This is a genomic window from Natrinema altunense (assembly GCF_000731985.1).
Classification (GTDB): Archaea; Halobacteriota; Halobacteria; order Halobacteriales; family Natrialbaceae; genus Natrinema; species Natrinema altunense.
The window spans coordinates 26,209-44,310 of the sequence record NZ_JNCS01000010.1 but is presented as its reverse complement, the minus strand read 5'-3'; the positions used below and the strand labels follow the sequence as shown (position 1 = coordinate 44,310).

Here is an 18,102-nt window from a genome sequence, read left to right as displayed (position 1 = left end):
ATATGTAACGACAAGTGGCGCGAGTTTCCGATAATGAGAAAATCGGCGGATTGGATGAGTATCGCAGACGAACGGATTCTTGAGGCGCTTGAGGAGAAAGAGTCAGGCACGCCGACAAGTCTATCACAAAACGAATACGTCCGATTCAGCCGTACACATCTACACCAGCGGATGAAGAAATTAGATCGGTATGGATTGATTCGTTTCCTCGGGAATGGGGTGTACGTCCTTACCGACGAAGGCCACCAGTATCTCGATGGTGATCTTGACGCCGCCGAACTCGAGCCGGACGAGGACTAACCATGTTCGTTCCCTAAACCGGGAAGAGAATACTTCTACTGCAATTTCCGAGGGTGTCCTTGTCGCCAACGACCAGGGAGAGCGCCATGAGTAGGGCGTGAGTGAACCTGCCGTCCAAGCGAGTGGTCTTGATCATCGTATTTCCCGATCCGTCTCAACGGCATTGAGCGGCTATATGAGACAAGTAGAATACACACTATGCATTGTCTATGGAGTTATAATTCCCAACAATAATAATCCTACAGCCCCTATTATACAATAGAGGGCAACCGCTTCTCGGGGCGTAATTCGCGTCGAAAAGCCCGCCTGCTGGAACAGGCGAGCGGTGGCCTTCAGAGGGAAGACCAATGCCAACTACGCACGTCGAGAGTCAAGAGCGTACCGAACAACAGATACTTCGAGAACTACCGGGATTCCATCTGGATTCCGGATCGCCGTGTGCCTGTGGCGTCGAAGCCATTCAGACGAGCAAGTCGGTCGGCTACAGCGAGTTCGTGACGTACACCCATCGTTGTACCGAGTGCGGGAACGAGTTCGTCACCTACATCGAGGGATAACGATGGCGGCGATTTCCCCTACCAATGTGGTGGACGTACTTGACGCCGACGTGGCAGTCGAGAAGCGAGCGCAGTGGGAAGCGTTCTCGTTTGCGCTGCTCGGAGACGGCGACGTAGAGGTAGTCAACGGCTCCCACGAGGACGCTGACGATCACACCTATACCGTCCATGTCGAGGGCGGTATCCCGAGCGATTGCACCTGTCCGGCCTTCGAATATCAGTCGGGTCCGTGCAAGCACATGATCGCGGTCGCTATTCGAGAACCAGTCCTCGAAGCGGCCAGCCGGGAGCGGCCCGTTCGCGCCGACGGTGGTGTGACGCTCGACTCGTTCGCTACCGAGGACACCAACGAGAACGAGTGCTGGTGTGACGACCACGACTTCCCGTGCTTCGACTGCTATCGGGATGGTCAGCGCGATCTTCCGGGTGATTCCGAATGACGAAACTTCCTCCGGCAAAAGCACTCAACGGAGAGAAGACGGGAACCACCTGCGACTCGTGCAACAAAGGAATCCGAACGGGTGACAAAGCGGTCGCCTACGCCACGCACTACGATGGCGACGGATGGATCATCCGCCGGGTATCGTGTACCGACTGCGGCCAGACGAGTATCGGTCTACCGACTGACGGAGCCGATGAAGTCGTCATCGAGGCGGTTGTCTGGCGTAATCGACTCGTCGGTGTGACTACGGTGGATCGAAGTCGGCCCGAAGAATAGTAGGCAGCTTTTTGACAGACCGGTTAGTGGTTCCCGGTATGCCCGAATTTGCTTCGCTTGAAGCCCAAGAAGCACGCGAGTATTGGGAGCATGAGGCGCAAGAGTTCACTCCATGGATAGCAGATGAAATCCGCGCAGAGGGCGTTTCCAAGTTGGAAGACTCGTTAGGGTTGGACCTCGAGATAATCGAGGAAGAGAAGAGCGTTGGACGTTACAACGTCGATATTCTCGCAGAGGTCGTAGACGACAACCGAAACGTCGTTATCGAGAATCAACTGAACCCCTCGGATCATGACCACTTGGGGAAGTCTATTGCCTACGCCTCCGGTGTTGACGCGGACATTATCGTATGGATAGCGCCTCGATTCTACGACGAACACCGAGACGCGATGCAATGGCTCAACGAGAACAGTCGTGAGGGCGTAGACCTGTTCGCTATCCGCCTCGAAGTATGGAAAATAGGAGATTCCGATCCTGCTGTCCGGCTCAATCCTGTTGCAGAACCGAGCGAGTGGAAGGAGAAGGCCAAACGATCAGAGGGTGAGCTGACCGAGACGGAGACATTGCAGGAAGAGTTTTGGACCGAGTTTCGGGATCGGATCGAGGACCGCGATACTCCCTTGAGCGCACGGAAACCGTACCCGGAATACTACTACAACAACCCGATTGGAAAAGCGGGCTTCGAACTTCAGTTCACCATCAACTCGCGCGACAACGAACTCGGGACCGGGCTTGTGATCCGAGACGACGCCGAAGCGTATCGAGAGTTGATCGAGCAATCCCAACAGATCGAGTCCGAATTTGACCGAGAACTAACGTGGAACGAACCAGAGGAAACACGTTCAGGGAAGAAGCGAAGTCGGATTGTGGTCACGAAGTCCGCTGATGTGACGGACCAAGACCAATGGGATGAATACCTCGATTGGATGGTTGAACACGGTGAGAAGTTCCACGAGGTCTTCTACGACCGGATTCAGCAGCTATAACGTTACGACAACTCGTCGTACTTCTCCAAGACTGTCTCGAAGTAATCTTCGTCCATCAGGCGCGGGTTCTGTACTCGGTGGAAGTCGTCGAGGACGAACTCGGTCTGGTCGCGGTCGAGTCCATAGGCATGGAACGCGGCGGCGTCGAGTTCAGCTTGAACTTCCCGCCGTTCGTCCATGTCAGTTGCCGGGTCGATACCACCGAGCCGGTCGCGAATTTCCTCGAACTGCTCACCGTAGCAGTTGAGTCGAGCGGCTCGCTTCCAGATATAGTCAAACCACTCATCCCCCTCTGAAAGGTGAGGCATTTGCGTTTCTTTAAACTTGTAGGTGACAATATGGGTGTCCACCTTGGTTCGGATAAGATAGTCAAAGGGAAGAGAATTAAGCAGACCAACCCCGACAAATAGCTCTTTATCTGTGAATATCCGCTGGTAGAAGCTGTGTAATGGATCTTCTGTTAGTCCTTCCTCAAAGGGTTCAATCTGATAATTGCGAACTGTTCGGAGGGTATTATGACAGACAATTCCTTCAGGAAGAACTGTAGAAATGAGTGTCCGCTCGTTTGTGGAATTTGTAATATCTCGCAATACAATTCGAGCTTCTGTACTATCAAGGAGAACGTCTTTTTTACTCAAGGATCTTCCACGATGTTCTTCCAGTAAGTTATTGACAAAGCTTTTCTGCGAACCAGATCCCTCAAATTCTTCATAAATAGCTTTCTTTAGGTCCCCTACTGTCTTTTCACGCATACGTTGCTTGGCGCTCTTTTCCGGGTTAGTCTCCTCTTCAACGCTCCAGAATTCAGGTGAATCTATATCTTCAAAGAATTTATTATTATATGAGAATTGATATATATTGCTACCACCGTAGACGGGATATTCGCCCTCTGATTCATCAACAAATCTGTCAGAATCGCTTGTCCGACGAAGCCCTTGATACGGCTCCATATACCAATTTGAGGCAGTCTTATCTCCTAAAGGCGGTTTTTCAATTAGGGTCTTGATAACTTCCAATTTCTCCTCTGACTCGATATATGGGAAGATACGAGCTTCCGGTGAATATGATTCGAGAACTTTCTTCGGAATGTCGATCGCGTCTCTCTCAAATGTCTGGAGTATCTCAACATTCCCCTCCTGATAGATTCCGGTTACGTCATCAGTTGAACCTTGATTCTCAAAGACGGGAACTCCAAATTTGTATTGTCCATGAATCTGGTCAAAGATACCGTGATTCTCGAAGATGGGTAACGCTTTGAGTCGTGTGTTGTCAAGGAGATGACTCCGTAAGTCTTTGCATGATGCTCCGTTGAACACTGCGCCGGGGAGAACCTGTGCTATATGTGAACTACTGTCTGCAATATTGAAAACCCGTTCTAAAAATAATGCCGAGAGATCATTCGGATTTGGCTTCACCCGGCCGTCAATCTCTGGCCTCTGAAGTGAATACTCGGAACTATTTTTGAAGTATTCCGATCTTTTTTCCATGTTCTCAAGATATTCATTCCATCCCTCCGCAATCCTATCATCATTCAATAACTCTTCCTGCTTCTGGTCTTTCTCATCTGGTGGCAGAGTTCGGAAAGTAGGGTAATACCGTGCGAAATAATCATCTCGAAGAGGTTTCAGTCGGTCCCACGGAGGATTCCCGACAACCACATCAAATCCGCCTTCAGCATATACCTCTGCAAACTCCAACACCCAATTGAAGGGGTTCATCTCCGCGACCTCCTGTGGAGTGATTTCGTCCACACCCGCTTCTTGGAAATCACGGTGAATGTCATCTATCAGGTCTTCACGGGCCTCGCGTAGTTTCTCGAATGCCTTCTGTCGGTGTTCTTCGGCAACTTCGGTGTCCAGCGCTTGTTCGTGGTTTTCGATTTCGTCTATGATCCCCTGATAGCGGTCCCGAACACTGTCTTCAGTGAAACTCCCGAGCGTGTATTCGCCGTCGTCAGTCGTCTCGGGGAAGCCGGTGTAGCCAATGAGGCTGTTCCCTTCCCGCAGGTTGAAGACGATGTTTGGTAGTGCAAGCTCGTCGTCGTCAAGATCGTCCACTACATCCTCGTCTAACTCGGAAATGATGGAAAGCCACAGCCGGAGTTTCCCGATTTCGACGGCAGGTCCCATCAGGTCTACACCGTAGATATTATTCAGGACTGTCGTCTTCTTCAGGCGGTACTCCTGTGGGTAGTTCTCGTTCTGTGCATACAGCGCCTTCCGGACATTGACGATTTCTTCGAGGACTGACGTGAGGAAGTGTCCACTCCCACAGGCAGGATCCACGACACGGAACTCGTCTACCTCTGCGAGAAGGGAGCTAATCAGACTCCAGTTGCCCGGCAGATCCTCAATGAGCGAGTACACCGAATCATAGTTCTCGACTTCCGGCTCGGGCCACCCACGCTCTTCGACCAGCACGCGACCGAAGCGATCCAATAGCGCTGGTCGAACCGTCTCTTCAGCGCAGAAGCGCGTTATCTCGCTCGGGGTGTAGTACGCTCCGAGTTCCTTGTTGTTATCTGCGTTGTCGCTGGTGATGTAGTTGATAGTCTTCTCGAAGACATTCCCCAGGACACTCGGGTCAAGATCAGTTGGAGAGCCGCCTGCGGAGAAACTGTAGCGTTCCAGCAGGTCGATGATGGATTTCAGTACCGAGTTCCGCACGTCGAAGTCCTCTTCATCGAACTCGTCGTCGCCAAGAGACGGACGGAACAGCCCACCGTTAAGGTACGGAATGTCCTCGAAAACGTCGATGTTTTGGACCGTCGAGGGCCGCTGGTCGGGCTTCTCGTTCATCACGTCGTAGAACAGCGGCTTGACGAACTCGTCGTAGAGCGACCCGGTGTACATCCCGTCCTCGTAGGTATCCTTGAGCGTCAGCAGAAGATCGGGGTCAACGAGTTCCTTGTCTTCGAGGAACTTGATGAACACGAGACGATTCATCAACTCGACGGCGAACAATCGAGCGTCGTCTTCGGTGGCACCGTCGGGTTTGACCACGCCATCGCCAATCAGCGAGCGCGGCGTCTCTTCGTTCTCGTCTACGATCCCGAAGACGTAGCGAATGTAGTCGTCGTAGAACTCGTCAGTGATTTCCTCTTGAGTCCGCTTGATTACCTGCCGAGCCTCGACAGCGATGGAAACGAAGTTCCCGAACTCGAAGGTACGTAGAAGCCGAGCGACTCGTTCTCGATCAGCGTCGAAGACGGCTTCCTCGACGGGGTCCCGCGTCCCGACCTGATTCTCGAAGAGCGCGAGAAAGACAGGCTGAAGGTCTACTTCTTCGATAACGTTGTGGCTGTACGAATCAGGATCGTACCGGACGAACGCCCACCGAAGACCATCGGTAGCGAATCCAAAGTCGGACTCGAACTCGCGCTGACTCAACCAGTCACGAACCTGTCCGATACCGTGTTCACGGCTGTCCAGATCCTTGTTGACCGGCTCGGCTTCGATAAGGAGCCGAGTCGAATCGGTATCGTAGTCGCGTAGGGAGACAGTGTAGTCCGCGACCATCGTCCGCCCACCAGAAAGACCGCCTGCTTCGGTGTCGAACGAGTGGCCCAACTCCGAAAGCAGTGGTTCGATAACCGCCTGTTGGGTGAAGGGTTCGGGTTGAAGCCCGTCTCGAGTCATGTCGCTCCGAAGGCGATACGATCCGGCGTCGGCTCGTAGGATGTTTTCCAGCGTATCGTCGTCTATCTGTTCCCGAAGACGGGATACAGCGTCGTCAATAGCCTCGAGAAGCCGTATCTCGTCTTCGTCTTCGACCGTCGTCTCGAAGGCTTCCTGAACGAACTCGGTTTGCGGAGTAGATGTTGTAGCAGGTGGCATATGATGTTCTCCGAAGGGATGTTTCAAGCCAACCAATCAAACCACGTTAAAGATTGGGAAACGAGTAATAGCGATAGCACGACTGAACGTGAATCTATAGGACTGCAAGGTTAGATCTGTGAGTGTTTTGACTTGGCTGGTGCCCCACTCTCAATACCCCTATTGGCCAGTCTGCGGTACAGGAAGAGACAAATTAGCGGCGGTCACGCCAATATCCCTATCAGAAAGAATCCCCGGAAATTCCGCTGATATACATATCATCATATTGATAATACTTATGTGCCCGTGTCTCCATAGTCTTAATTGCTATGTGAGCTACTAATCGAGAGATTCGACAGCAAAGGACGACGCCGCCGGGCCAACCTTACAGGGGACGGTCCCGGTTTCGGCGTCGAGCAAGTGAGAGCCGAGTTCCCCCGGACTCTCTATCTGGTTCTACCGGGTAGGGAATCAAAACCGTTGGGGACGGCTCTCGGCAGTTTCCATGTTCACACAATGAAATACAGAACACCTCGCGGAAGTCAAGCAGGTACAGCCAAGCGATCCCTACCAGAATCGAGCGCTCGAACGACCCCAACGACGAATCATACCAATGAGTGACGAAGAGTTCAATCGAGACGAACTGTGTGCGGCTGTTGGCGAAGACAACGACCTCGAGCCGCTCGAAAAGGAAATGCAGATTCGCTGGTCGAAAGCCGGTGAACCACTACCGGAGTCAGTTCCATACGAAGACCCTGTCGTGTGGGTCTATTCGGAGATTCGTGGACCATGTCGGCGTCTCCTGCGACGGAGCAATTTCTGGCCGACGGAACTCCGTGTTGAAGGTGGCAGAAAGGTAGCGCCACACAACTTCTCTGGCGAACGTATCACCGGGGTCGGCGGATACATCCCAAGAGGATCCCTGAAACTACAGGGTTCGATTCGCTCCGACTCTACCCATGCCAGCGTCGTCTCTAATGACTGGTCGGAGTCCAATAGTTCTGTGTCATCCTCTGGTGAATCTTCTGAACCATCGAAGAACAAGAGTCAAGACGGAACTGACGGTGAAGATACTGATTCGGACGCCGACGACGGTGACGCCGGGGATACTACTAACCCGTTAGACTGGTAGTGCCCTTGTCTTCTATCTATCTCGTCTTTCTCTGCTGTTCGTTTAGAACAACTACAGCAACACTCTATCCCTTTCGTATGTTTTCCCTTCTCTCTTCTACAGTAGTCGTAGTTGTTCGTCCTATACAGTCTATAGAACAAGAGTATCGTTCGTTCTACTCTTCATATAGTATAGGGACGACAGACGACCCTATTGTACTATCTCACTGTTGTCCTACGTAGTGTCGAGGGTCGTCCCTCATACTACGTCTATAACGTTATAGAGACTACACAAACGACGACCTACCACTAACACAAGGATAGATCATCCACATAGCGTCCCGCTTGAAGACCGCGACCACTACTAACTACGAATGAGGGTCCGCTCGAGGTAGCACAAACGCCGCTGTAGGTCAGACACGTTGACTGGAACTATGCTGATGAACCTTTCTCCACCATCGGGAGGGAAACATCGTCTCGACCAAGCTGACCGCAAAAGTGTCGAGTCAGTCAACCTCTAAACCCCGAATTGGTAAAATTGGTTTGGCACTCTCTGCGGATATTCTCCGCTCGAAACCCACCCGCCGAGCAGGAGCTTTCTGGTTCTTCGACCCCTCCCATCGCTAATAGTCAGCAACGTTTGTTAGCACAACCTCTGTAGTGGGTGCCGTCCCGGCAAGGGACTTGGTCGTCTTACACGTTTGCCCATCATAGGGATCATCTTACTGTATCCCTGTGACTGCTGACGCCGTCGTGGGACAGGGGGGACCCCGTAGGGGTGGGGGAGTGGGTCTGCCGGGGTGTCCAATGGGGTAACTGGTAGTTGGGACTGGCTCTCGGTGAGGACGGGGGTCGGCGTTAGTCGGGTTGGGGTCAGCCGACCCGAACTTATCTATCTACACACTCGTACCAGCACCCTGTGAGCGCTCTACAGAAGCAGGGCCAATGGGTACCCCTCGGGGATCGGGTAGGCTGATAGGGGTAGGAGAGGCGGGGGTCTGGCCGGGGTGGGGGATCAGGGGGGTTATCGTGGGCGGTCGAATGGGACCACTCGAGTCGTAGATGGGATAGCCTCCTGATGAACCCGGACCCCCTGACCCCCTCTCGCGCTCTCTCTGAATGTCCGATTTTCGGGGCCAAATCTAACCGAGATATTGGTACCGTGTTTAAATAATTGAAGTAGGTGAACTCGAGTATCTACCTGCTACAAGTCGCCAATCAGGCGAGCCTGTGCGACAGCCAGCGTCTTCTCTTCGTCCGTCTCTGCTTCCGCAATCTCTATCACCTCGTCCTCGTCGTCAGGTAGTTGAGTATCGGGATTCTCGTCGGTCATATGTGAACCGTCACTCTCAACGAATGAATCCCTTTCGTCGGTGGCAACCACATAGGTAGTCACGGTGGGCGCAGGTCATATCACCAGAAACAGTCGAACGAGGCCAAATCAATCTTGAAAGTTAGGGAAACGGATTGGTCTTGGCTCGACATACACTGCTCCCACCCCACATTTTATAAAAGTACAGTTACTATAATATCATAAGAAGGGCCGAAGTGGGGCACTCTCCGGCAATACCTGCCCGAAAATAGGCCAGAGAGTGCTTGGGTAAAGCGCGTCCTTGGTAAGGACGAGAGCCCGGGTTCAAATCCCGGCCTAGGCTTCCCGCGTTTTGATTCCATCGTGAGGTTCTAACGACCGATACTGGAAGATCCATCTCTACCCCTCGCCGATTCTCCGATCGTGGCGGTCCGTCGGAAGGTGAGTAAGCGTCGTGTTCGGCATGTCTGATTCCATGTCACCGCGAATAGAGTTGTGCCATTGATAAACAATCCTTATGCGCGCCGAGTCGATTCCCTGAGACAGGATGGTACGTGAGAGTTGGGCGAGTCGTGCCGGATTCATCTTTGCCGCGGTCGGAAGCGCGATCGGGCTAGGGAACATCTGGCGATTTCCCTGGATGACCGCGGAGAACGGCGGGAGCGCCTTTCTACTGTTGTATCTACTCATCGTCCTCGTCGTCGGGGTACCGGGATTGCTGGCCGCGCTCGTGATCGGTCGCCGGTCGAATCGGAACCCAGTGGGGGCGTTCAAATCGCTCGCCGGATCGCGTTTCTGGACGGCGTTGGGCGCGCTCTGTGTCGTCACCTCGATCATGCTGATGTCGTTCTACAGCGTCGTCGGCGGGTGGATCCTTCGGTACTTCCTCGAGAGCGCGACGGGTGCCTATTTCGCGAGTCCCGAAACCCACTTCGCGGCGATCAGCTACGGTGCCGAAGCGTTCGGCTACCAACTCGCCGTCCTCGCAGCCACGTCGCTGATCGTCGCCGCGGGGATCAGACGCGGCATCGAGGCGACGACGAAGGTGATGATTCCCGGCGTCGTCGTGTTGCTCATCGGACTCGCGATCTGGGCGTCCCGACAACCCGGCGCTGCGCAGGGATACGAGTTCTACCTCGAGTTCGACGGTGCCTACCTCGCGGAGAACTTCCTCTCGGTACTGGGAGGGGCCGCCGGCCAGGCGCTGTTCACCCTCTCGATCGGGAGCGGGACGATGATCACCTACGCCTCTTACATCGACGACGACCGCTCGCTGCCGCTCGACGCCTCGGCGATCGCCGTGTTCAATCTCGGAATCGGCATCCTGGCCGGCTTCGTGGTGTTTCCGTTGTTGTTCTCGTTCGCGCCGGGGCCGACCGAGGGCGGCCCCGGTGCCCTGTTCATCGGGATCGCCGGTGCGTTCGCGAGCCTGCCCGGCGGGCGACTTCTCGGCGCGGTCTTCTTCCTCGTCGTTCTCCTCGCAGCCCTGACGAGTCTGATCAGCATGCTCGAGATTCCGGTCTCGTTTCTGGTCGACGAGTTCGATCTCGAGCGGTCGACGGCGACCCGGGGGCTGTTCGCGCTGATCGTCCTCACCGGCGGCGTGAACGCGTTCAGCCCCGCGGTGTTTACGCTGTTCGCGGACCACCTCGTCGATCTGCTCTTGATGCTCGGCCTGACCGGGTTCATGGTCTACACGGCTTGGGTCCTCGGTCCGGCCGCGATCGAGGAGTACCTCGAAGGCGCGGGACAGCTCTCACGCTCACTGGTGGTCCCGTGGCGATATGCCATCGGGACCCTCTTCCCGGCGTTTCTCCTCTTTACGTTCTACGCCGACATTGCGGCTCTGGTCGGGCTCTCGGCCGGTACGGGACTGTTGGCGGTCGCGACGCTGCTGACGGTGGTGGCGCTCGTCTTCGTAGCCCGCCGTTCCGGCCCCGGAAACAGACCGCAACCGAGCGAGAGACGGACTGACTGAGCGAATCGAGGCTCAGCGGGAGCGACACGTCCGCGAAGTTAGCGGAACAGATCTCCTACCAGAATGCGCGAGATCCGCGAAGCCTACGGCTTCGCTCGACGACGAAAGATGCGAAGCGCCGTCGAACTACGAGCGCGACGGAGTCTCAACTATAGTAGCAACTGAAACGATTTACACACTGATCACAACGCTGTCGTGCGATCAGGTGTGCAATGACTTTCAGTTGCTACTATAGCAACAGTCCCCCTCGAGCGACTCCGCGCCCGTCTCGTCGGGTTCTGTTGCAGTCATCGGCGGTTTCGAACCCGTCCTATGGCTCGATGGGGCGGTCGTCGGTCACGTCGTCACGCCGGTTGGGTCGTCCCTCGGAGACCGGCGGCCGTCCCGCTATCGCACGGACGTACCGACCGGAGGCGGGCCTCTCGATCGTTCGACACCGAACCCGGATCCGAGCTCACTCGAGTTCGACTCGACAGTCGGTGTCGGCCGACTCGAACGCGGCTTCGATGGCCTGTAGGTCCGCGAGGCCGTCTTCGCCGTCGGGTTCGGGGTGGGTGCCGGTCAGTACACAGTAGCCGAAGTAGTCGAACTCCTCGCGGACCTCGTCGACCGGCGGGCCGGTGTACTCCATGCGAACGTCGCCGCTCTCGACGACCATCTCTTGGGGAACGACGCCGCCGAACGGCGACTCGATGTCGATCATGCCGTCGGTGCCGATCAGTTCGAGCGCGCTCCGGGCGTGGGCGTTGAGACTCGCCGTACACGAGGCCGTCGCGCCGGTCTCGAACTCGAGTTGAAACGCGATCTGTTCCTCGACTGCGTCGAACGGCTCGCCCCGCGAGTGGGTGGTCGCGTACACCCCTGTTAGTTCGCAGTCCAGCAGGAACCGGGTCGTGTTGAGGGGATAGACCCCGAGATCGACCAGTGCGCCGCCGCCGGCGAGTTCGGGATCGAGCCGCCACGTGTCGGGAGTCGCGTGCTCGAGCAACGGATTCGAGAACCCGCCGTGAACCTGGACGACGTCGCCGATCACCCCCTCGCGGACGAGTTCCCGCGTGCGACGAACCGTCGGTTCGGTCTGCAGTCGGTAGGCAGTCATCAGCGTCACGCCGGCGTCGGCACAGGCGTCGACGACCTTCCGAGCGCGCTCGACGGTGATCTCGAGGGGTTTCTCGCAGAGGACGTGCTTCCCGAACGCGGCCGCCGCGGTCGCGTAGTCGCCGTGGAAAGCGTTCGGTGCCGCGACGTAGATCCCGTCGTAGGCGTCCGTCCGCTCCCCCGCGAAGAAGCCGTCGTAGTCGATGACGTGTGGGACGTCGTAGGTTTCGGCGACGTCCGCCACCTCATCGGGCGAATTCGTGACCAGGACCGTCGTCTCGCAGTTGTCGCCCTCGGCAATCGCGGGTAGCGCACGCTGGCGCGCGAAGCCGCCGATGCCGATGACCGCGAGACGGACGGTTCCCTCGACCGATTCGTGCTCCCAGTCCCGTCGCGTGAAGTCCGTGAACGCGTCCTCGAGCGCCATACTCTCCCTAGGGGCTGCAGCGGAAAGGGCCACAGTGAACGCTGTCCTGACTGTCAGCGCGTGGGATCTATCGATCCAGTGGAACAACCGATAGCGGGTTTTCGAACGTCGTATACATCGATGGTATTCCGCCGGAACGACTTTTCGAAGGAAAAAGTTATTCAATGACCGCCACTGATATGCGAACAGCCACTGGTGACGTAAGATGGTCAAAATGGAAACGGCGGAGCTGGACACCGATCTGAGTCTGTTCAAATACGACAACCTCGAGCAACTCCCACCGAGGTACCGGGAGCTCGGGGAAGACGAACGGACCGAACGCATCGATGCGGCGCTCGAGGAACTCGGCGACGATGTCGTCATCCTGGGGCACAACTATCAGCGACGGGAGATCGTCGAGCACGCCGACTTCATCGGTGACTCCTACCAGCTCTCGAAGGAGGCGGCCGAGGCCGACGCCGAGTACGTGATCTTCGGCGGGGTCACGTTCATGGCCGAGAGCGCGGACATCATCACGGACGACGATCAGTCCGTGATCCTCCCGAGCATGGAGGCATCGTGTCCGATGGCCGGGATGGCCGAGGCCCTCCAGGTCGACAGCGCGTGGGCCGAGATCACGGCGGCCGCGCCCGACGCGGACATCATTCCGATCACCTACATGAACTCCTACGCGGACCTGAAGGCCTTCTGCGCGAGCCAGGGAGGGCTCGTCTGTACCTCCTCGAACGCCCACAAAGCGTTCGAGTACGCCTTCGACGAGGGTGACAAGGTCCTCTTCCTGCCCGACAAGCACCTCGGGGAGAACACCGCCCACCGACTCGACATGGAGGACGAAATCGCCGAGTGGGACCCCTGGGACCCCGAGGGCAAGGACGCCGACGAGGTCGCGGAAAGCGACATCATCCTCTGGGACGGCTACTGCCAGGTCCACGAACGGTTCCGCGAGGAGCACATCGCGGAGATCCGGGCGGACAACCCGGACGCCAACGTTATCGTTCACCCCGAGTGTCGTCGCGAGGTCGTCGAGGCGGCGGACAAAGCCGGTTCGACCGCGACGATCTGCGAAACCGTCGCGAACGCCGCTCCCGGCGATACCTGGGCCATCGGCACCGAGATCCACCTGACGAATCACCTCCAGCGCTGGCACCCCGACGTGAACGTCGTCCCGCTCTGTGGCGACGCCTGCATGGACTGCAACGCCATGCGCCAGATCGACCCGAACTACCTGACCTGGGTGCTCGAGGAACTCGCGGCGGGACGCGAACACAACGTGATCGAGGTCGCCCCCGAGGAGAAGGAACTCGCGGGGGTCGCGCTCGACCGCATGCTCGAGATCTAACCATGACCGAGACGGACACCGGGACGGCAACGACGACCGACGGCGAGGTCGCGGACGTCCTCGTCGTCGGCAGCGGTATCGCGGGCTGTGCGGCCGCCCTATCGGCCGCGCGGGAGGGCGCGGACGTCCTCCTCCTGACCAAAGCGACCAAACCGGACGACGCCAGCACGGACTGGGCGCAGGGCGGGATCTCGACGACGCGTGGGAATCCGGCGTCGCTCAAGACCGACATCATCGACGCCAGCGACGGCACTGCGGTTCCGGACGCCGTCGATACCCTCGTCGAGAACGCCGACGACGCCGTCGAGGACGTGCTCGTCGACACCCTCGGGGTCGAGTTCGACGAGGGCGAGGACGGCGAGTTCGACTACACTCGCGAAGCCGCTCACTCGGCGTATCGCATCCTCCACGTCGACGCCGCGACCGGCTCGCACATCCTGCGGCCGTTCCTCAACTACATCGCCGACCACGCGCACATCGAAGTGCGGCAGGATACCGCCGCCCTCGAGTTGGTCACCGCCGAGGGCCGCGTCCACGGCGTCGTGAGCGACGAAAGGCCCGAGGGTCACCCGATCTACGCCGGCGCGACGATCCTCGCGACCGGCGGGATCGGCGCGCTCTACGGCCGCTCGACCAACCCGGCCGACGCGACCGGCGACGGGATCGCCATGGCCGCGCTCGCCGGAGCCGAGATCGAGGACATGGAGTTCGTCCAGTTCCATCCGACGGCCTACGCTGGCGAGGACCCGTTCTTGCTCTCCGAAGCGCTGCGCGGTGAAGGCGCAGTATTGCGTAACGGCGACGGCGAACGCTTTATGGAGGACTATCACCCCCAGGGCGACCTCGCACCGCGGGACGTCGTCGCTCGCGCGGTCGAAACGGAGCGCGAGGCAACCGGCGATGTCGTCCTCGACGTGAGTTCGCTCGAGTTCGCGGCCGAGTACCCCGCCATCGCCGCGAAGTGCCGGGATCGCGGGATCGAGGGAGACGAGATCCCCGTCGCGCCCTGCGAGCACTTCCTGTGTGGCGGGATCGCCGTCGACGACCGCGGTCGGACCTCGCTCGATCGGCTCTACGCCGTCGGCGAGTGCGCCCGCACCGGCGTCCATGGCGCGAACCGACTGGCGAGTACCAGCCTGCTCGAGGGACTCGTCTGGGGGCTCCGAGCGGGCGACGATGCGGTCGGATTCGACCCCGAAGCGGTCGACGCCCCGGAACTCCTGAACCGGGACCCCGCGCTGCCCGACCGCTTCGCCGCCGAGAAGTTTACCCGTCTCAGGCGGACGATGGACGAGTTCCTCGGTCTCGAGCGCGATCCCGACGAGATCGCCCGCGCGAGTAGCGTCCTGCGGCGGCTCAAGGGCGAGGTCGACGCCTACATCCGAACCCGGACGGCGCGGGACCTCTACGAATTCCGCAACGCCAGCGTCGTCGCGCTGTTGATCGCGCGTGCGGCGAGCGAGAACACCGACTCGGTGGGCTGTCACTACGTCGCGACCGACGCCGACGAATCGACGGCCGAACCGCCGGCGGACGACTGAGATGATTACCGACGCACAGATCGAGCGCTGGCTCCGCGAGGATGTCGGCCACCACGACGTGACGAACCGCGTTCCCGGCGAGACGACCGGCAGGCTCGTTGCGACGGAGGCGGGCGTCGCCGCCGGTCTCGAGGCCGCGGCGGCCGTCTTCGAGTATCTCGGCGTCGCCGTCGTCGACCGACTCGGGGACGGCACCGCCGTCGAACCGGGCGACGACCTGCTCCGGGTCGAGGGAACCACACGCGACGTCCTCCGCGGTGAGCGCGTCGCGGTCAACCTCGCGGGTCACGCGTCGGGAATCGCGACGCGGACGCGGACGGCGGTCGAACACGCTCGGTCCGAGTCCGACGACGTCACCATCGCCGCGACCCGCAAAACCACGCCCGGCCTGCGCGGCCTCGAGAAGCGCGCGGTCGTCGCGGGTGGCGGCGACACCCACCGGCTCGACCTCTCGCACATGGTCATGGTCAAGGACAACCACATCGCGGAGTTGGGACTCGAGGACGCGATCGCCCGCTTGCAGGAGCGCACGTCGTTCGCGACGAAGGTCGATGTCGAGGTCGAGACCGTCGCGGACGCCCCGCGGGCGGCCGCGGCCGGCGCGGACATCGTCCTGCTCGACAACATGACGCCCGCGGAAACGCGGGCGGCCGTCGCGGCGCTCGCCGATCACGACGACGTTCTGGCCGAAGCCAGCGGCGGGATCACCGTCGCGGACGTTCCGGCCTACGCCGCGACCGGCGTCGACGTGATCTCGATGGGGTCGCTGACCCACTCGGCCCCGGCGCTGGACCTCTCCTTTCGGACCGGCGAGTGACCGCTCTCACTCGTCGTCCGGACCCCACGCCCGCACGTCCGACTCCTCGAGAAAGAGCGACGGATCGTCGTGTGAGAAGCTGACCCACCGGGCCGTCGATGGCGTCGTCACGTGGGTCAGAAGCTGTTCCTCCAGCAGCGCCGTTTCGAACACGTCCCGACAGGTCGACAGATCGTACGTGAGTGGGACGAAAATGGCCGTCTCGCTCGATTCGTCGCGCTCGACCGTCAGCGCGAGTCGGCGCTCGCTCCCGTCGGCAGCGACCGGGCGGTAGTAGACGTTCGCCGACGTGATCGTGACCGCTCCCTCCTCGATGAGCTCCTCGACGATCTCGTACTCCGCGTCGCTGACCGTTACGTCGAGTCCGACCCGTTCGTCCCGATCGACCGGCGAGACGGCGGTCGGCTCGAGGACGACGACGTCCCAGCCCTCGTCGCGGTACTCCTCGGCGATGGCGTTCGCGTCCGCGAGGAGGTCCGCCCACAGCGATCCAGCCGGCTCCGCGCCGTCAGTGGCCGCCGACTCGGTCGTCGCTTCCGATCCGGTTGCTGGCTCCGACTCGTCGCGCGTCATCGGTACGCCTCCGGTCGCGTTCGTGTCGTCATACTCGAGGCCGACGACGCGGAGCGGAAAAACGTTACCTCACTCCCTCCGCGCCGGTCGGGATCGGGGGCGGCGAGCCGGCGGTCGGCATCCCCCTCGAGAGACCGACGCGCTCGGCGACCCGCGTCTACGTGTCGCCGTCATCGCTCGGGTCCGACGGCGGCAGGTCGAGCGGCCCGATCGCGTCACGCCAGAGATCCTCCCCGTCGGGGTCACACGCCGCTTGCCACTCCGCCGGCGGCAGTATCGTCGCATCGATCTCCCCGTCCTGGGCCGCCACCGGCGGGTCGATCCGCACCAGATGGAGCAACGTTCCGACCCGGTCGTGCGACCGGAGCCGGTCCAGCGCGGCCGTCGCTTCGTCGACGGTCAGAAACGAGAGCATGCATTCGGTGACGAAGACGTCGATCTCGTCGATCCCGAACGCCTCGCGCAGCGACGCGACGAGGTCGTCATCGCGAACGTCCGCCTCGAGCAGTCGCTCACGCGTTGACGGTGCCGCCGTCTCCAGTATCGATCGGGAGGCGTCGAAACCGTAGGCCGCCACGCCGTCCGCGCGCAACTCGGCGACGGTCGCCCCCGCGCCACAGCCCGCGACGACGACCACCGGCTTTCGGTCGTCATCGGCGACGAACGCGGCGAACGCGGCGAGCGCCCGCTCCCTGTCGTGGTTCTCTCCCATACGATACCGTCGGCCCGCGCGTCGAAAACCCTCTCGGCTATGCCCGGCGTCGGACGGTGGCTCGTCTCCATCCGGGGCCGGCGGCCGCTACCGTCCGCCGCCGATGCGTTCGATCGAGACCTCGTTCGCGTCGCCGATCAGGGCCTCCTCGAGCGCGGTTCGGACGGCGTCTGGATCGGACGGCCCGCCCGCGGCCGCGACGGTTCCGACCGACGCCGGATCGAGCGGCACCGCGAGCGCGTCGTAGACCCGCTCGAGCACGTCCGCGAGTTCCTCGCGAGCGGCCACGAGTACGATGCCGGCAACGAGGGCAGCGTCGCTTCGCACGCGCTGGGCGATGCCGACGACTTTTCGCTGCCGACCGTCCGCGCTCGCGGCCGCGACCGATAGCGAGTGCGTCCCGGGGCAAAACGAGTCGTCGGGTTCGCCCCGGAGCGGCTCGAGGCCGAGCGTCCGAAGCGCCCGCTCGAGGGCCGCCGAGGCGCGGTCGTAGCGCTCGGTCGAGCCGGTCCGGAAGTCCGCGACCGGTTCGGCGCGGGCGAACGCCAGCGTCGTCGTCCCGTCGTAGGCGACCGCTCGCCCACCGACGCCGCGTTCGACCGGCGGAAAGCCCCGCTCGTCGGCGCGCTCGCGGGCGCGGTCGTACCCCTCGAGGCGTGCGTCCCGGCGGCCGAACGCGATCTGTCGGTGGGGCCTCCAGACGCGGACGGCCGGTTCGCCGTCGGCGGCTACCGAGAGCAGTCGCTGGCTCGCGTCTCGATCGGCCGCGATGGACCCTGCCCGCCCACGAAACACGCGCATACCGGCCGTTCGACCCGG

At 59.9% G+C, this 18,102-nt stretch carries 15 protein-coding genes; 9 read left to right on the top strand and 6 right to left on the bottom strand.

Features of this window, described 5'->3' with window-relative positions; genetic code table 11:
* Nucleotides 1-54: 54 nt before the first annotated feature.
* The 4 genes from ALTAJ2_RS15260 (at nucleotide 55) to ALTAJ2_RS20150 (ending at nucleotide 2,561) form a co-directional block, all read left to right on the top strand.
* Complete coding sequence (locus ALTAJ2_RS15260) at nucleotides 55-300, top strand: MarR family transcriptional regulator (RefSeq protein ID WP_394295519.1); 246 nt, start codon at nucleotides 55-57, stop codon at nucleotides 298-300.
* A gap of 347 nt (nucleotides 301-647) precedes the next feature.
* Nucleotides 648-857 (top strand): hypothetical protein, encoded by a 210-nt coding sequence (locus ALTAJ2_RS15255; protein ID WP_007110377.1) that lies wholly within the window; start codon nucleotides 648-650, stop codon nucleotides 855-857.
* A gap of 26 nt (nucleotides 858-883) precedes the next feature.
* A complete protein-coding gene (locus ALTAJ2_RS15250; protein ID WP_239647743.1) occupies nucleotides 884-1,297 on the top strand; it encodes an SWIM zinc finger family protein in 414 nt (137 codons plus the stop codon).
* 316 nt (nucleotides 1,298-1,613) lie between these two features.
* On the top strand, nucleotides 1,614-2,561 hold the full coding sequence (locus ALTAJ2_RS20150; protein WP_050031481.1) for a DUF4268 domain-containing protein: 948 nt from the start codon (nucleotides 1,614-1,616) through the stop codon (nucleotides 2,559-2,561).
* 2 nt (nucleotides 2,562-2,563) lie between these two features.
* Here ALTAJ2_RS20150 and ALTAJ2_RS15235 read toward each other — a convergent pair whose 3' ends face one another.
* Nucleotides 2,564-6,397 (bottom strand): Eco57I restriction-modification methylase domain-containing protein, encoded by a 3,834-nt coding sequence (locus ALTAJ2_RS15235; RefSeq protein WP_007110382.1) that lies wholly within the window; start codon nucleotides 6,395-6,397, stop codon nucleotides 2,564-2,566.
* A 592-nt stretch (nucleotides 6,398-6,989) separates the two neighbouring features.
* On the opposite strand from ALTAJ2_RS15235, the gene ALTAJ2_RS19240 reads away from it, so the two are divergent.
* The gene (locus ALTAJ2_RS19240) at nucleotides 6,990-7,508 is read left to right on the top strand and encodes a hypothetical protein (protein WP_144240256.1); all 519 of its coding nucleotides are present in this window, start codon (nucleotides 6,990-6,992) and stop codon (nucleotides 7,506-7,508) included.
* A 1,182-nt stretch (nucleotides 7,509-8,690) separates the two neighbouring features.
* On the opposite strand, the gene ALTAJ2_RS20325 is transcribed toward ALTAJ2_RS19240, so the two are convergent.
* Nucleotides 8,691-8,819 carry a hypothetical protein gene (locus ALTAJ2_RS20325; protein ID WP_275039514.1) on the bottom strand — a complete coding sequence of 43 codons (129 nt, stop codon included), beginning with the start codon at nucleotides 8,817-8,819 and terminating at the stop codon, nucleotides 8,691-8,693.
* A 526-nt stretch (nucleotides 8,820-9,345) separates the two neighbouring features.
* Between ALTAJ2_RS20325 and ALTAJ2_RS15225 the strand changes: the two genes are divergently transcribed.
* The gene (locus ALTAJ2_RS15225) at nucleotides 9,346-10,776 is read left to right on the top strand and encodes a sodium-dependent transporter (RefSeq protein WP_007110383.1); all 1,431 of its coding nucleotides are present in this window, start codon (nucleotides 9,346-9,348) and stop codon (nucleotides 10,774-10,776) included.
* A gap of 454 nt (nucleotides 10,777-11,230) precedes the next feature.
* Here the strand turns inward: ALTAJ2_RS15225 and gfo6 are convergent, their stop codons facing one another.
* Nucleotides 11,231-12,301 carry a D-xylose 1-dehydrogenase Gfo6 gene (gfo6, locus tag ALTAJ2_RS15220; RefSeq protein ID WP_007110384.1) on the bottom strand — a complete coding sequence of 357 codons (1,071 nt, stop codon included), beginning with the start codon at nucleotides 12,299-12,301 and terminating at the stop codon, nucleotides 11,231-11,233.
* Nucleotides 12,302-12,506: 205 nt separating this feature from the next.
* On the opposite strand from gfo6, the gene nadA reads away from it, so the two are divergent.
* Genes nadA through nadC form a run of 3 tightly spaced genes read left to right on the top strand, consistent with a single transcriptional unit; the run spans nucleotide 12,507 to nucleotide 15,998 of the window.
* On the top strand, nucleotides 12,507-13,640 hold the full coding sequence (gene nadA, locus ALTAJ2_RS15215) for a quinolinate synthase NadA (protein ID WP_050031480.1): 1,134 nt from the start codon (nucleotides 12,507-12,509) through the stop codon (nucleotides 13,638-13,640).
* A gap of 2 nt (nucleotides 13,641-13,642) precedes the next feature.
* Nucleotides 13,643-15,181, top strand: coding sequence for an L-aspartate oxidase (locus tag ALTAJ2_RS15210; protein WP_050031479.1), 1,539 nt, complete (start codon nucleotides 13,643-13,645; stop codon nucleotides 15,179-15,181).
* A gap of 1 nt (nucleotide 15,182) precedes the next feature.
* Entirely contained in the window at nucleotides 15,183-15,998 is an 816-nt protein-coding gene (gene nadC, locus ALTAJ2_RS15205; RefSeq protein ID WP_007110387.1) for a carboxylating nicotinate-nucleotide diphosphorylase, read from the top strand.
* Between the two features lie 6 nt (nucleotides 15,999-16,004).
* Here the strand turns inward: nadC and ALTAJ2_RS15200 are convergent, their stop codons facing one another.
* The 3 genes from ALTAJ2_RS15200 to ALTAJ2_RS15190 all read right to left on the bottom strand — a co-directional run bounded on the left by ALTAJ2_RS15200 (nucleotide 16,005) and on the right by ALTAJ2_RS15190 (nucleotide 18,084).
* Nucleotides 16,005-16,571 carry a DUF7529 family protein gene (locus tag ALTAJ2_RS15200; RefSeq protein ID WP_007110388.1) on the bottom strand — a complete coding sequence of 189 codons (567 nt, stop codon included), beginning with the start codon at nucleotides 16,569-16,571 and terminating at the stop codon, nucleotides 16,005-16,007.
* 157 nt (nucleotides 16,572-16,728) lie between these two features.
* On the bottom strand, nucleotides 16,729-17,283 hold the full coding sequence (locus tag ALTAJ2_RS15195; protein ID WP_007110389.1) for a class I SAM-dependent methyltransferase: 555 nt from the start codon (nucleotides 17,281-17,283) through the stop codon (nucleotides 16,729-16,731).
* Nucleotides 17,284-17,370: 87 nt separating this feature from the next.
* Nucleotides 17,371-18,084: a lipoyl protein ligase domain-containing protein gene (locus tag ALTAJ2_RS15190; RefSeq protein WP_007110390.1), complete on the bottom strand. Its 714-nt coding sequence runs from the start codon at nucleotides 18,082-18,084 to the stop codon at nucleotides 17,371-17,373.
* Nucleotides 18,085-18,102 lie beyond the last annotated feature (18 nt).

What these genes read in the sequence shown, in the direction of transcription:
- ALTAJ2_RS15260 (WP_394295519.1), top strand. Translation starts at nt 55, where the DNA reads ATGAGTATCGCAGACGAACGGATTCTTGAGGCGCTTGAGGAGAAAGAG.
- ALTAJ2_RS15255 (WP_007110377.1), top strand. Translation starts at nt 648, where the DNA reads ATGCCAACTACGCACGTCGAGAGTCAAGAGCGTACCGAACAACAGATA.
- ALTAJ2_RS20150 (WP_050031481.1), top strand. Translation starts at nt 1,614, where the DNA reads ATGCCCGAATTTGCTTCGCTTGAAGCCCAAGAAGCACGCGAGTATTGG.
- ALTAJ2_RS15235 (WP_007110382.1), bottom strand. Translation starts at nt 6,397, where the DNA reads ATGCCACCTGCTACAACATCTACTCCGCAAACCGAGTTCGTTCAGGAA.
- ALTAJ2_RS19240 (WP_144240256.1), top strand. Translation starts at nt 6,990, where the DNA reads ATGAGTGACGAAGAGTTCAATCGAGACGAACTGTGTGCGGCTGTTGGC.
- ALTAJ2_RS20325 (WP_275039514.1), bottom strand. Translation starts at nt 8,819, where the DNA reads ATGACCGACGAGAATCCCGATACTCAACTACCTGACGACGAGGACGAG.
- ALTAJ2_RS15225 (WP_007110383.1), top strand. Translation starts at nt 9,346, where the DNA reads ATGGTACGTGAGAGTTGGGCGAGTCGTGCCGGATTCATCTTTGCCGCG.
- gfo6 (WP_007110384.1), bottom strand. Translation starts at nt 12,301, where the DNA reads ATGGCGCTCGAGGACGCGTTCACGGACTTCACGCGACGGGACTGGGAG.
- nadA (WP_050031480.1), top strand. Translation starts at nt 12,507, where the DNA reads ATGGTCAAAATGGAAACGGCGGAGCTGGACACCGATCTGAGTCTGTTC.
- ALTAJ2_RS15210 (WP_050031479.1), top strand. Translation starts at nt 13,643, where the DNA reads ATGACCGAGACGGACACCGGGACGGCAACGACGACCGACGGCGAGGTC.
- nadC (WP_007110387.1), top strand. Translation starts at nt 15,183, where the DNA reads ATGATTACCGACGCACAGATCGAGCGCTGGCTCCGCGAGGATGTCGGC.
- ALTAJ2_RS15200 (WP_007110388.1), bottom strand. Translation starts at nt 16,571, where the DNA reads ATGACGCGCGACGAGTCGGAGCCAGCAACCGGATCGGAAGCGACGACC.
- ALTAJ2_RS15195 (WP_007110389.1), bottom strand. Translation starts at nt 17,283, where the DNA reads ATGGGAGAGAACCACGACAGGGAGCGGGCGCTCGCCGCGTTCGCCGCG.
- ALTAJ2_RS15190 (WP_007110390.1), bottom strand. Translation starts at nt 18,084, where the DNA reads ATGCGCGTGTTTCGTGGGCGGGCAGGGTCCATCGCGGCCGATCGAGAC.